Here is a 14,810-nt window from a genome sequence, read left to right as displayed (position 1 = left end):
GGGATGAAAAAAAATTGAATCTTTCTAAAATTAAAACGGAAGATCATCAAAGTTATCGGCTGCAGCACCTCCGAATGGATCATCTGCCTTATTGCTTTCCACCAAACTGCCGCCGGCTGCTGCTGCGGTCGTAGTCGTGTTGCCTGCACCGGTACCTGGACCGGCTTCCACCTTCCAGGCCTGAAGATTGGTGAAGTATTTTTCCTGCCATTCGCGTCCGCGAAGGTCAAAAAACACATTGATTACCTGGCCGGGACTAAATTGGTCGATGACCGCACAGCGATCCTGAACCAACTGAAATTTGATGTATTGTGGATATTGTTCCTCCGTGACTATCACAAATTCACGGGTTTGAAAGGTAGCGGTCTTGGTTTCTGCTGGAAATACTTTGTGCAATTTCCCGGAAATATTAAAGCTCATGAGTTATGGTAGATTGATTAAATAGCAAAGGTAAGCATTCCAAATCACATAAAAAACCCCCGAACCAAAGATCCGGGGGCCCTGTAAAAATTGAAATTAACCTTGAAGCCTTCTATTGTTCCATCACGACCAATTTAAAGCTCTTAGAAATCCCTTTGCTCTCAACCTTGAGCACATAAACTCCGGGTCTGGGAATCTGAGACTTTCTGATCTTAATGTAGTTTCTTCCCACCGAAGCTTGATCAGTCTGGGAAAATATTTCAACTCCGTTGATATCGTACAAACGATATTGGTATTCTGTGACACTGCGCACATCCATGGGTAACACCGTCATCTCTGCAAATGGATTGGGCCTTGGCAGCCCAAACACGATCTCTTCTTCCAGATTTGGAACAGGATGTTCCCATCTCAACGCTCTGACCGTTCCATCTGCCCAGTATGCTTCTGACTGGATGACATCAGATCCCGTAAAAATACTGCTCCTGAAATCGCCATCGACCGGTTTTGCAAAAATCAGTCGGAACAACTCGGTGCCGGCATCCAAATGCAAAGTAGCATGCTCGTGAAGGGACAACAGTACAATTCCATCCGATAAATAATTGAAATTAATGTTTGCACCATTCACATTAAATGCACCGGACTCTATGCCCACCAATTGATTTTGGGAAGGATCAAAATGCAAAGTAAGCTGCATTCCATCCAGATCAGCAACCATTCCGCTCAATATTGGAATACCGGTATGTTGAATGGTCTGGCCGCATATCAGATCCAGAAAATCACCAGACCTTTCTTTCAATCTACTCATTCCGTTCCAACTGGTTTGACTGACGTCTCCCATTTTAATCCCTGAAAAATCCAGATAGTTCATGTCTCCGGACATTGCATTGATGAAATAGTCAGGAGGAATGACTTCATACCAGGGATCGGAGGGATCAGAAAACTGGTAGGTGGATTGCGCAAATTTCCAGGAGGAAACTCCTTTAAAACGATATTCTGTACCAAGAATTAATTTTCGGATGGCTGAAATATCGGCCGTGGTTATTCGATGGTCACCATTCACGTCTGCCGCCAACAACTGCCAGGGATTGTCAAATTCTTTTTGCCCAAGTATGTGTTTTTGGATTTGAATGATGTCCAGGGTAGTAATTCCTTCCGCATAATCCCTTTCATTGTATGCACTCACCTTGTAACTCTGCCCCAACAAGAGATCCGGAAATACATAGCTTCCGTCAAACTCAGCTTCAATACTGGTTTGTGCGTTTTCGACCACCACCCTGACATTGGATAAACTCTGACCCAGGGGATCGCGAATCAATCCGGCAATATTGCCTGTCAGACGCCTGGGACAATAGCGGTTGTTGTCCTGAATCACAACCGAAGAAACACAGAGATCCTGCAATCCCGTGTATCGGTCTGTCACCCAAAGTTCAACCCTTCTTTGTCCGAGACTGTCACAGGTATATCTCCTGTATCGGTCCGAACTGTCTCTCGAAAAGGACAAGGTCACAGGATTGCCGCAAAACTGATAACTTCCATGATCCACATCGGAAGCCCATACATCCACCACTCCTTCAGGAATGCCATCGCCATCCAGGTCCATGGAGCTTAGATTCACGGTGATCCCTGTCAAACAGTAAGCAGTCGGCCCCTTGCAATTGACCACCCTGATCAGTTGATCGCAAACTTCTTTGTTGCCGCATTGATCTTCAAAAAACCAAACAAACCGGTGTTCGCCAACCGGAAGATCTCCGTCCCAATGAATGACTGCTCCAAATTGCTGATAGGAACTATCGATCAATCCATTGTTGTACAAGTCCAACTTGTAACCGCTTACCAGATCATCGTCCGGTGTGCAGTCGTCGGTCGCGCTATGGGTCAATTGCACCCTGGTCTTGAGACAATCGTTTCCACTCAAACAAAACATTTGGGTTTCACAATCATTCCTCCATTTAGGTGGAAGCTTGTTGTTTACTTTGATGATTTGGACATGCTCCCAGCTGGGAATATGTTCGTTGCCCAAGGAGTCAATGTACCGCTGACACCAATCGATCACCTTCCATTTTCTCAATATTTTATAACAAACGGCTGTATCTTGAATAACCCTGAATAAATGGTCTTCATAAAAAGTAGCAGGCAGTGAACAGGCCACCCGGTCAAAGAGGGGATATCCATGTGGATCCGGCAAAGAATCCGGACTAATTTCCGGACCGCATCCGTAAATGGTGGTGTCCCTGGGCCAATGAATGTTGGCCTCCACAAAATAAACCGTAGGTCTCACCCATATTCTCTGAGCACAGGAATCTTTTCGACCCATGTTGTCTGTGATCACAAAAATTCTTTCCAGATAGCCAATTTTACACTGATTAAGAAAAGTATCGACACGCTCTTCCATGGTGACAATGCAATTGTCCGCATAATAAGGTCCGCCAAATCGGGATAAATCCAAAGTATCAAAATGAATGTCACAGGAAATGCTGTAATCGTGCGGGCAGCGCAAGACAGGTGGCGTTTTATCCTGAATGTCGGCTTCCACCATGCAATCATTGTAGTTGCCGGATTTATCAATCGCCCTGAGTACCACCATCACTGAGTTTCCTGCGTCCGCGCAACAAAAAGTGACATACGGCCTAAAAACACTGTCTCTCTCTCCACAAGGCTCTCCAAAATCCATTCTGCGCACCAACAGTTCCTTCAGGTGACAATCATCATGGGTATTTTCATCAAAAGTAGCTGCATCGATGTGAACTTCATCATCCCTAGTTAATGCCACCGTAACGCCTTGATCACAAACCATCGTTGGCGGATTTTGATCGGTTACAGTCACGATTACATTGCAGGTGTCATAGTTGCCGCAGGCATCATACACGCGATAAGTCACCACATTGACACCCACCTCAAGTTCGATATACCCTCCATTTTGGTTTTGGACAATACCGCCCGGATACAAAATATCCACACTGAAACTGTCCTGACAATTGTCTTCAATATGAAGTGGGGGAAGGTACACCCTGGAAAGACAATTGTATCCCAGATTTGTGCTTGCTTCAAAATCATAAGGACAATGAAAATGGGGTGCTTCTGTATCGGCAATTTCAATGGTTTGGGGATGGGTTTTTACCACCGCAGTGCCACACCACCATTCCACAATTCTCCACATCCGGAGTATTTTTTTCTTACAACTGGTGTTGATCAATACTGCATCTTCATAATTGGTGGATACATTGCACAAAGCACTGTAATCAGGCCACAATGGAATGCCTTCAATCCTGGGCACATCCGTCACATTGGGATGGGGATGTCCGTTGGCATCTTTTTCATATTCGCTTCCGCATTCAATATGACATGCATCGGCTTTTGTAAAATTTTTGGGATAATCTATCAAATCGACAGGAACCCTTCTTAAATAAGTAGTGTCATAGCATACCCGGGAATAATTATTGTATTTATCCACTGCCGTCCATCCCTTGACCACCATCTTCACAAAAAAAGTATCGCAGTGATAAGGATATGATATTTCATCCACCAGCTTGATCTGGGCATAAGGATCGCAGTAATCGTAAAATACCGGAGGCAACTTATACCGGATGTCATTGCAATACATGGTATCTGTTTTGCATTCAATGACCGGAGCAAACTTATCTTCAACAAATAATGTTCCCCAACAGGAATTTTTGGAAGTAGAATCAAATACCCTGACGGTCACTGTTTTTCCAATCCAGTCCTCGGTTACAATGGGACTGGTGGGAATCAGATTCATGTTGTAGTCCATGACATCTGCCCTGTAACGGGCATCGGGGCAGGTAAGCCCCTTGGTCAAAAGCATGGAAGGCAAAATTTCTGCTTCACAATAAGGCCCTAATGATATGTTGCCCTTGCTTCTGCATGCCATGGCGCACTGGCTAAATCCATCGGCAGGAAATGCAAGCATGACTACCAGTAAGCAGAGAGCAACAGAAAGACCGCTCCATCCCAACCGACATGCATGGACAGATTGCCCAATACCATCTTTAAAATTAAAAATTTTTGAGACCGGCCCCGGGGGGCATAGTTTTCTTACTCCGAGCCAATGACACATTGTCGGTTTCATACGCTTAAGGTTAAAAGGTTTGGATCTTTAGACCTGGATGGGCCCTCCAATCAAAAAATCAATTTACAGTTATCTCCGGGTTGCAGGCTTCAAACTGCTTCCACGAAATTTCTTTGGTATGATCCTATTATGATGAAGAATTTCAACAGCAGCTGACGCTGCCCATTCTACTGGTTGGAAGAATATGGGGCAAAGGTAAAAAGGAATGATTCAAAATTCCAAATTATAAATAAAATTTTTTCTTATATTTATTTTTTATATACTTTATATATTGATTTTAAATATTTTATACATTTATTAATATTTAATTTAATCAAAATCACATCTGTATCTTGCCAAAAACCATTCGCGCAAACCTTCCACACTTGCCTGCTCCGGACAAGACATGGGCAGATTTCTATCCGCCGGCTGATCCTTTTATTCTCTTTATGTGTTGATCAATGGCAAAAAAATTAGAATTATCATCATGAAGAAATACGTATCGTTTTTGCTGTCATTGGGCCTTGGATTCTTGTTGCAAGCACAAGCTCCCTACACCTTACCACCTTTGAATTACCCATATTCTGCTTTGGAACCATTCATTGATTCCACTACCATGTGGATCCATCACACCAAACATCATCAGGCTTACATCAACAATTTAAATCAAGCCCTCCAAACAACGGATGCCCATGCCATGCCGATCAACGAAATTTTGGGCAATGTTTCTAAATATTCTGCAGCCGTGCGCAACAATGGAGGTGGGCATTACAACCACAGCTTATTTTGGACGGTACTCACTCCCGTTAAAAATACCAGGCCCGGTAAAGACCTGTTGGATGCAATCCATGCGCAATATACCAGTTTGGACAGCCTCAAAAGTTTGTTAAACAAAGCAGCCTCCACTCGCTTTGGCTCAGGCTGGTCCTGGCTTTCAGTGGGTCCGGATGGAAAACTATTGGTTTCATCCACAGCCAATCAGGATAACCCTCTGATGGATGTGGTGGTTGAAAAGGGTATTCCGATTTTGGGAATCGACGTTTGGGAACACGCTTATTATTTAAAATATCAAAACAAAAGAGGGGATTATTTGAATGCAATTTGGAATGTTGTCAACTGGGATGAAGTCACCAGAAGGTACCACGAGATCATCCCAAAGAAAAAAGGCAAATTTGACGACTGGCCTGAGATCAAAGCGTTTCACAAATCAATGTCTGAAACCTTCCATCCCAGCGAAGAAGGAAATCTGGCCCCTGTGCGCAGCCGCAGCGGCGAATTACTCCAAAATGCAATGGCTCTCAGCAAATCCAAAATCCCCAACCAGTTTAACAACAAAGGCGTCCAGAACGCCATCAAAAAATTGGTCGATGGGTCCAAAGATTTGGACAAACTGATAAAAAGTAAAGCATCGGATAAAGCAATCACTCAATCGCTTTCCAAATTGCACGATACGTTCCATACCATCGTAGAGGAATGCAATCATTGATTGGTTGAAACATAAGATATCCCAAAGCCGTCATCGGAATTTATAAAATCGCTGTTGGTAATTGTCATCTAATACATTCGATTCAATTCCCCACCAATCGGTCCACCACTTCTTTTACAGGTCTGATCTTATCGATATAATCTATTGTAGGGCCTGCACACCAAACATTCTGATAGGTGGCGGAAAAAGCAGCTTTGGCCAATTTGTTCATTCCTCGTTTATAGATAAGGATTTTAAGCCATTTTTTGAGTGTTTTGTTCTTGCTCAGTAACTTTTCAAGCCAGTTTTGACGGGTTCCTATTTTTTGGACATAGGCTGTATTAATTACAGTACAGGGAACACCACTTAACTTGGTCGTGAGCACAATGTCCTTGGAGGTAAAATGAACGCAGGCCATCTTGTAATCTTCACTGACCGGAGATTCCAGGGTGGCAATAAATGGAGTACCCACAGACACTCCACACGCACCAAGATGGATCATTTTTCTTACACCCAATGCATCCCCTACACCACCGGCGCTGATGATGGGAAGCTCTGGAAATGCTTTGCACAGAGAGGGTACGAATTCTTCTGCGGGAATGACTCCGCAATGTCCTCCTGCTTCTTTATTGACAGCGATCAGTGCATCCGGATGAAGACTGGCCGCCTTTCTGGCATATTCCATGTCGGACACATCGCAAAAGACTTTCATTCCAAGGGGTCTGCATTGGTCGATGACCTTTCGCGGACTTCCGAGGGAGGTTATGATAAAAGGAACCCTATACTCCGCGCAGGTATTGAGCTGTTCCTTTATGCGGAAATTGGATTTGTTGACAATCAAATTGATGCCATAGGATTTGCCGGTAGCACGCAACTCATCCAGGGCCATTCGAAACTCTTTGTCGGTGCGGTAATTAAGGGCAGGGATGGCACCTGTAATGCCGCAATCAATGGCCGCAAGAAGCATTTTGGTATTGGATACCAGAAACATCGGTGCCATAATAATAGGGTGCCTGATGCCAAGCATTTTACAAAGTGGATTGTCCATTACCACCTATTCGCCATATGCCCACTTCAGATAGGTGGTGCCCCATGTAAATCCACCACCAAAGGCCGTCAATAGAATATTGTCTCCTTTCTTTAACTGCGGTTCCCATTCCCAAAGACACAGGGGCAAGGTTCCGGAGGTGGTATTGCCATATTTTTGAATATTGACCATGACTTTGGCCGGATCAATTCCCAGTTGATCGGTGACGCCATTGATAATTCTAATATTGGCCTGATGAGGCACTACCCATTGTATTTGATCAAGGGTCAAATGATTTCGTTCCATCACCTTTTTCATCGTGTCCACCATCCCGTTGATTGCCGCTTTAAAAACTGCTTTTCCCTCCTGATACACATAGTGCTCCTTTTTGGTGACTGTTTCGATGCTCGGTGGCCGCAGCGAACCCCCTGCTTTCATGTGGAGGTATTCCCTTCCTGAACCATCGGCTCTAAGCACGCTGTCTATGATGCCGTTGCCTTCGGTGTTGGGTTCTAGTAAAACCGCTCCGCCTCCATCCCCAAAAATAATGCAGGTGGCACGGTCGGTATAATCGATGATGGAAGACATCACATCCATACCAATCACCACCACCTTTTTATAGCTGCCGGATTCAATAAACTTTGCTCCCGTGGTCAAACCGTATAAAAAACCGGAACAGGCAGCGTGGATGTCAAATCCAAAGGCATTCTTAATGCCCACTTTGTCGCAAATCGTATTGGCTGTATCCGGAAATACCATGTCGCCGGTAATGCAGCAACAAATCACGAGTTCTATTTCGTCCGGAGATGTTTTGGTTTTCTTAAGCAGCTTGTCCACCATGATTTTTCCCATGTCAGATGCTGCTTTTCCTGGCTCTTTTAGAATTCTTCTTTCCTTTATGCCGGTCCTGGAGACGATCCATTCATCATTGGTGTCCACCATTTTTTCAAGTTCGGCGTTGGTCAGGACATAATCAGGTACATATCCCTGAATTCCTGTAATGGCCGCTCTGATTTTTGTCATCACTTTTAATTGAGTCCGCAAATTTAGATCAATTGATCCAATCAAACCCAATAATGATGGTCCGCAGTCCTCCAAATGAAATCAAAGGTTGGACCAAAGAAGCCACACTCAGGCTGTATCAGGCACTGAGGTCCAAAAACTTTATAAAACAGTCCATATCATTACACATATTAAATTATTTTTTACTATATATTTATTTGTATTTATGTATATTAAATATACAATAATATTTAATACAAAAATATGGTATAAATTTTGATAATATTTAAATATGTATTAATCAAATTCTTTAACATATATAAAATATATAATATGAAATTTTTGATTTTCCTTTCAACCCTGCTTTTTCTTCTGCCAAATGATATCGTAAAGGCTTCATCCAATGGCTTATATAGCTTTGAAGGTCCTCTGAATGAAGCCATGGCAAAAGCCAAATCGGAGTCAAAATTCCTGCTCATCAAATTCGGGGCTAAATGGAGTACGTCCTGCCAACAAATGGACCACACCATATTTAATGGACTTAACGCAGAAAAGCTGTTTGGGGAAAATTGGATCGTTAAATCCATCGACTTTGACAGCGAAGAAGGAAAAAGCTGGAGGGCTTATTACCACATCAAAGTCTTGCCTACCGTCTTGTTGATCGATCCCTCCAAACCAGAAGTTTTGGCTAGAAAAGAGCAGGCGATGGATTTGAACGAATTCATAGAATGGTTTGAAAATTACGGGGTCCAAAGAAAACCAACTCTTCAAACAGACTTTGAGTCTGCACAGATACCAATTGAAAAACAAAGCCATCCGGATGCGGATAAGGTCTATGCTCCACCCCAGGTATCATCTGAATCAGGCATACAAATGACTCTGTCGGCAGAAGAAGATATGGAACACCGCCAGCTAGAAATCCCCAAAGAAAATGAAGAAGAATTGTTCTTTCAAAAGTTCCGTGCAAAAGAAAACAACCAGGAGAGTGCAGAACACCATTTGTCCCGTGAAGAAATAGAATCCTTGCAAAACAGGCATTCCAACCCTTCCATGATTCTGGTGGGTGACTATTTTCTGAGAACCAAAAAATACGATGATTTGGAAGCAGCCATGAAAGAAGTGGATCGGCTGGACAAACTGTTCAATCAAGCGGCAAATCTCTCTGAAATGACCGATCAAAATGGAGATCTGTTCTTTTATGTGATCCTTGGATCTTTTGTAACAGAAGAAGAAGCCGGCTTATTCCAACAATACCTTAAAAAGTACAACATCCAATCAGAGGTAGCTAAACTTAAAATGGAATGAATCCATCCGTCATTTATTTTAACATCGGTCGTCTCTATCTCCACAGTAAAAATAACATTGGACCCATCAGGGGAAATCAGATGAAAGAAATTTCCTGTTTGGAAAACGCCTGGGTCTGGATCGAAGGAGATCGCTTTAAAGATTACGGAGTCATGGAAGACTTTCCCAATCCGGAAGTGGAACAGCTGGATGCAAGAGGAGGCATCATGGTACCTGCATTTGTGGATGCTCATACCCATCTGGTATTTGCAGATTTCAGGGAAAGAGAATTTGTGGACAGAATACGCGGGCTAAGCTATCAGGAAATCAGTGAGCGTGGAGGCGGAATCCTCCACTCTGCCAAAAAATTGGCAAGGCTGGAGGAGGATGAGCTGTATCATCGCTCCAAACTGAGGTTGGAGCAAGCCCGATCCTTTGGAACCTCAGCCATTGAGATCAAAAGCGGGTATGGTCTCAGCACCGAATCGGAATTAAAAATTCTACGGGTGATCCAAAGATTAAAAACCCATTCCGATTTTTCCATCAGATCCACTTTTTTAGGGGCCCACTCTTTTCCCCTGGAATACAGAGACCGGCATCAAGACTATATTGACATTATAATAAATAACATGTTGCCCACCATTCAAAAAGAGGGATTGGCGGACTACATGGATGTTTTTTGTGAATCCGGATTTTTTAGCCTGGAAGAAACAGATCAATTGCTCACCGCAGGAAAAAAATTTGGATTGACTCCGAGAATTCACACCAACCAGTTTACCCATTCGGGTGGAATCGAATTGGCCATTCGGCATCAGGCAAAATCGGTGGACCACCTTGAAGTCATTTCTGAAGAAGAAATTGAGCGTTTGGCCCACTCAAACACATTTCCTGTGTTGTTGCCCTACTCTGCATTTTTTATGAACAACCACTACCCTCCTGCCAGAAAAATGATTGAAGCAGGCTTACCGATTGTCATTGCCTCCGATTACAATCCGGGCACTTCTCCCAACAACGACTTAAACATGAGTTTTGGGCTTTCCTGTTTAAAAATGCGACTCTTACCGGAGGAAGTCCTCACAGCCATGACGATCAATGCCTCGCATGCCCTGGATCTTGAGTCAGAAATGGGCAGCATCACTCCGGGTAAAAAAGCCAGGTTCATTCTGGGAAAACCACAATGTAGCCTGGAGACCATTGCCTACAGCATGAACAAAGATTGGATTGCTCTGGTGCAATAAAATCATACAATGATTGGTCTAATTAATGCGTTGTTAAACCAACCTGGTCTCCTACTGGCATTACTTTTTTTTATCATATCTTTGCAATTTATTGAATATCATCGCTTATGCGCTTATTCCAAAAAAAGTTTTCAAAGGCCTTCTCTCTCCGGTTCTCCCTGATTTTTGGATTGATTATATGGGCTTCCTCATTGTTTTCTCAACAAGATACTTGCGTAAGAATCGAGATTACTGCAAAATCAGGACAAAAGGGCGACACCATTTGTGTTGAACTAAGGGTGTTTAATTTTAAAGACATTTCTGCTTTTCAATTTGGCATTCAATACGATCCCACGATATTAAAACCCATTAGTAAACAGAACTTTTATCCTGGTTTAGATGGATGGGATCAAACTGGCGTCTTTTTTGATGGATTGAGGGATGTGGTTAGATCCGTTTGGACCAATCCAAATACGGTGAATTCCAGTTTACCGGACAGCACAGTTTTGTATGAATTGTGTTTTCTCATCATTGGAAATCCCGGTGAATGTTCTCCCCTTGGCTTTCACAAGACCATTCCGACCTTAGAGTTTTCCAGGGAAACTCCAAACGGCAGCGAAGTGGTTTGTTTTGAAGACCCCAACCCGGATGATCAGGTGAAGGTGGATTTTCCCCCTGGCCTGACAGTCGTCAGCAATGCCTGCGGAACTTTGACCAATACAGGCAGTGTGATCATCAAAGCATGGGGTGGCCAGTCGCCTTACACCGTTTCAAGCAATGCCCCCAATGGAAATGGCAATATTGTCGTGTCCGGAGATATGCTTATGATCAACAATCTTCCTCCCGGCAATTACGATTTTACAGTAGCAGACGCCTCTGGAAAAGATACCATGTTTGTGGTACAGGTATTAAATGCCCCGCCCATCACCATTTCAAACAATTTCAACTACACCAGGGACCCCACCTGCTATAACCGGGCAGACGGTCGAATAGGCTTTACAGTAAGCGGCGGTGTGGGTAGCCGAAAAATCATCTGGACACCCAATAATATTTTTGGTTCCACCCAGGAACCCAGACTCCTCGCCGGCAAATATACCATCACTGTTATTGATAGTTTTGGTTGCAAGACACAACAGGATTTTATCTTAAGAGCAGATACCCTATTTTCAGACATCACCATCGACAAAAATGCATCTTGCGTCGGCAATTGCGACGGGCAGGTTACGGTCCGAGCCAGGGGAGGCACCCCGTTTTTAGGTCAACGGTATAATTTTTACTGGAGTCAGGCAGTATCCCGCAATTGCTTACCGGATACGGTCTGTAGGAATGATTCCTTGTGTGGACAACAATTTGTTATCGTTGCAGACCGCAACAGGGTCACCGGAGGTGAGGCTTGCAGGGATACCATATTTTTTAATATACCCTATTCAGGAGAAATGACCGACTCTGTCATTGTGGACAGTGTTCGTTGTTTTGGTGAAGCAAATGGGCAAATTCAGGTATTTATTCAATCCAAAGGCTCGCTTCAGTTTCCCTTGAATTTTACATTAAGAAATTCTACTCTAAATCAAATTCCGGGTGGCAGCATCAATGGAAATCATTACACCAGTCCGGGAATCAGTGCAGGGATTTATTATCTTTCCGTAGTCGATAGTCTTGGATGTACTTTTGAGGATACCATAGAAGTTTTTCAACCCTTTCAACTGGAAATTGTCGAATTGCAAATAGACACTATAGAATCATGCTCACCTGGCGGCGATGCTTTTATTGAAGTAAGAGGTTTGGGTGGCACACCGGCATACCAATATCAATGGGATTACCAGAATAGCACCGCTACGAGATTGAATAATTTGGGCCAGGGAGTTTATACCCTAACGCTCACAGACGCCAAAGGCTGCACTGCCATCAAATCTTATACGATTAGTCAACCAATGGGACCAGTGATCACAGGTTTCAATGCAGTGGATGTGATCTGCCCTGGTGATACCTCGGGTTGTATAGAGGTTTTGGTGAGTCCCGGTTCCAACAACAACATTCGATATCGCTGGTCCACGGGCGATACTACCCGTCAAATATGCAATCTCCCATCAGGTCTTTACTCCGTGACCATCACCGATGACAATGGCTGTTCAGTGATTGGGATGGACAGTATTCGATTTACAGGTAGTGCCATTCGAATCGATTCAGTAGTGTTGTTTCATCCAAGTTGTCCCGGAAAGGCGGATGGTTTGATCATTGTCTTCGCTTCCGGTGGATCCGGATTATTATCCTACTCCTGGGACAATGCAGTGAATGCACAAGTCAATGCCAGCATTACCGCAGGAAATTACATCGTTACCATTGATGATGTAGGAGGATGTCCGGCATTGGTGGATACCATTACCTTGATCGATCCACCAAAACCTTTAGTTTCTCTGAGCAATTTTCAAAAACCAAGCTGTGCAAACACGGCTTCTTGTGATGGCTCAGCAACGGTAACGGTCAATACCCTGGATACCCTGGTGACCATCACCTGGTCATCCGGAGAACAGTTTTTGTTTAACTCCAACGCGGGTACTTTTACTTCTACCGCAGTGCAACTTTGTGAAGGTGCACAATACGTCATTGTAACAGTCAATAATCTCTGTTCTGATACCTTGTATTTCAACCTGCCTGCTGCAACTCCCATACGGATCGATTCTTCAAAAATTGCCTTAATTCCGCCCAGCTGTTTTGGCCGGACAGATGGCAGCATTACAATCGATGCAATTGGAGGAACTTCTCCTTATCGTTTTCAATGGTTGAACGGAGGGCCCTCAAGCTCAGTCATCAGTGGAATCGGAGATGGTTATTACACCGTTCAAATCACTGACTCACTCGGTTGCATCCATACGGACAGCATCAGATTGAGACAACCGGATACCATCCGAATACAAATCATCCAGGGTTCTTCCCTCGATGTGAGTTGTCCGGGTGCCAATGATGGCAGAATTACCCTGGTGTGGAATGGTGGCAACCGAAGCAAAGCACAGTTCAATTGGTCGCCCAATGTTGGTCAGGATTCTGTACTGACCAATCTTTCTGCAGGAACCTATACAGTGACCGTCACCGATGGAAATGGTTGTACTGGGACAACCAGTCACACGGTCCTCGCGCCAGCTCCGTTTGTTTACAATCTTACGCCGATCGACACGCCCCATTGTGCCAATGAGCAAATTGACTTTTCAGTATTAAGTGTAATGGGTGCCAATGGACCCACTTATCGATTTACAATTCAGGGAGGTGCGCCGCAAAGAATTGGAGATATGGTTCCTTTGTTTCCCGGCAATTACCTAATCAGTATTTTTGACAACAATGGTTGTCAAACAGATACCAACATCGTCATTCCGAATCCCGTATTTTTCCTCAGTGTGGACTTTGGCTCCGATCAGGAGACCATATTCCTCGGAGACAGCATACTTCTGGATGGCAATGTCAACACCGCAGTTCCTTTGAGAACCATTAGCTGGTCACCGGTGGGTCCTGTAAGTACACCCAATTCTACCAGCTCCTTTGTACGTCCTACGAGCAATACAACGTTTACACTGACCGTCACTGATGAAAATGGTTGTACTGATTTTGATGTAATCACCATCATCGTCGAAGATATTCGCAGGGTGTTTGTCAACAATGCAATGTCACCGAATGGAGACGGAATCAATGAATTTTTAGAAATTACCACAGGCCCAGAAGTCAGAGAAATTGAATTTGTGGAAGTATATGACAGATGGGGTGGCAGAATGTACCGCATCGACCAACCGGACATCAGCGCCGGAATCACTGCCACCTGGGACGGCACTTTCAAAAAAGAGCCCGTCATGCCGGGAGTGTATGTGTATCAGATATCCATCGTTTTTGCGGATGGATATCGGCTGGTTTATCGGGGCGATGTGACCGTGGTGCGATAAGATACAGCAGCAGAATCAAAAGACCCATGATAGATCCATGTGAATCTTTGGATCTTGTAGATAGTAATCATCATTCATTGGTGAAGCAATATTTGTTACCCTTCACATAAAAATTACATCGACAGAAAGAAAATTCAAGACTGAAGATAATCGGCTTATTGGGTGACTTCTTTAAAATCCGGATTCAACTCATAATCCATCCCACAAACAGGACATACACCCATTGTATCAGAACCACTTCCTTTGCAATACATCGGACATATATACCTGGAGGTGTATTCCGGTCCGGTGTTGTCTGTTTTTTCAATTACCGGTCTTTGTTCGGTAGATTCAGTTTTTGGTTTGCAAGCAATTGCCAAAGTCATCAATGTAAAAAGTAAAAAATAATATTTTTTCATGATAA

The 14,810-nt window shown here is 43.8% G+C and carries 9 protein-coding genes; 4 read left to right on the top strand and 5 right to left on the bottom strand.

Annotation, left to right across the window (positions count from 1 at the left end; all coding sequences use genetic code 11):
* Window positions 1-30: 30 nt before the first annotated feature.
* Both IPM48_08495 and IPM48_08490 read right to left on the bottom strand, forming a co-directional pair.
* The gene (locus tag IPM48_08495) at window positions 31-420 is read right to left on the bottom strand and encodes a DUF3127 domain-containing protein (protein MBK9271625.1); all 390 of its coding nucleotides are present in this window, start codon (window positions 418-420) and stop codon (window positions 31-33) included.
* 112 nt (window positions 421-532) lie between these two features.
* Complete coding sequence (locus IPM48_08490; protein ID MBK9271624.1) at window positions 533-4,507, bottom strand: HYR domain-containing protein; 3,975 nt, start codon at window positions 4,505-4,507, stop codon at window positions 533-535.
* A gap of 466 nt (window positions 4,508-4,973) precedes the next feature.
* Between IPM48_08490 and IPM48_08485 the strand changes: the two genes are divergently transcribed.
* Window positions 4,974-5,972: a superoxide dismutase gene (locus IPM48_08485; GenBank protein MBK9271623.1), complete on the top strand. Its 999-nt coding sequence runs from the start codon at window positions 4,974-4,976 to the stop codon at window positions 5,970-5,972.
* Window positions 5,973-6,054: 82 nt separating this feature from the next.
* Here IPM48_08485 and IPM48_08480 read toward each other — a convergent pair whose 3' ends face one another.
* The gene (locus tag IPM48_08480) at window positions 6,055-6,999 is read right to left on the bottom strand and encodes a nitronate monooxygenase (protein MBK9271622.1); all 945 of its coding nucleotides are present in this window, start codon (window positions 6,997-6,999) and stop codon (window positions 6,055-6,057) included.
* Between the two features lie 6 nt (window positions 7,000-7,005).
* A complete protein-coding gene (locus IPM48_08475; protein ID MBK9271621.1) occupies window positions 7,006-8,001 on the bottom strand; it encodes a ketoacyl-ACP synthase III in 996 nt (331 codons plus the stop codon).
* Window positions 8,002-8,313: 312 nt separating this feature from the next.
* Between IPM48_08475 and IPM48_08470 the strand changes: the two genes are divergently transcribed.
* The 3 genes from IPM48_08470 to IPM48_08460 all read left to right on the top strand — a co-directional run bounded on the left by IPM48_08470 (window position 8,314) and on the right by IPM48_08460 (window position 14,407).
* Complete coding sequence (locus IPM48_08470; GenBank protein ID MBK9271620.1) at window positions 8,314-9,285, top strand: thioredoxin family protein; 972 nt, start codon at window positions 8,314-8,316, stop codon at window positions 9,283-9,285.
* Entirely contained in the window at window positions 9,282-10,502 is a 1,221-nt protein-coding gene (locus IPM48_08465) for an imidazolonepropionase (protein MBK9271619.1), read from the top strand. The genes IPM48_08470 and IPM48_08465 overlap by 4 nt, the downstream gene beginning before the upstream one ends.
* 107 nt (window positions 10,503-10,609) lie before the next feature.
* Entirely contained in the window at window positions 10,610-14,407 is a 3,798-nt protein-coding gene (locus tag IPM48_08460) for a gliding motility-associated C-terminal domain-containing protein (GenBank protein ID MBK9271618.1), read from the top strand.
* 155 nt (window positions 14,408-14,562) lie between these two features.
* Here IPM48_08460 and IPM48_08455 read toward each other — a convergent pair whose 3' ends face one another.
* The gene (locus IPM48_08455) at window positions 14,563-14,805 is read right to left on the bottom strand and encodes a hypothetical protein (protein MBK9271617.1); all 243 of its coding nucleotides are present in this window, start codon (window positions 14,803-14,805) and stop codon (window positions 14,563-14,565) included.
* Between the last annotated feature and the right edge of the window lie 5 nt (window positions 14,806-14,810).

It is taken from the genome of Saprospiraceae bacterium, assembly GCA_016715965.1.
GTDB lineage: Bacteria > Bacteroidota > Bacteroidia > Chitinophagales > Saprospiraceae > Vicinibacter.
This window is presented reverse-complemented; position numbering and strand designations above follow the sequence as displayed.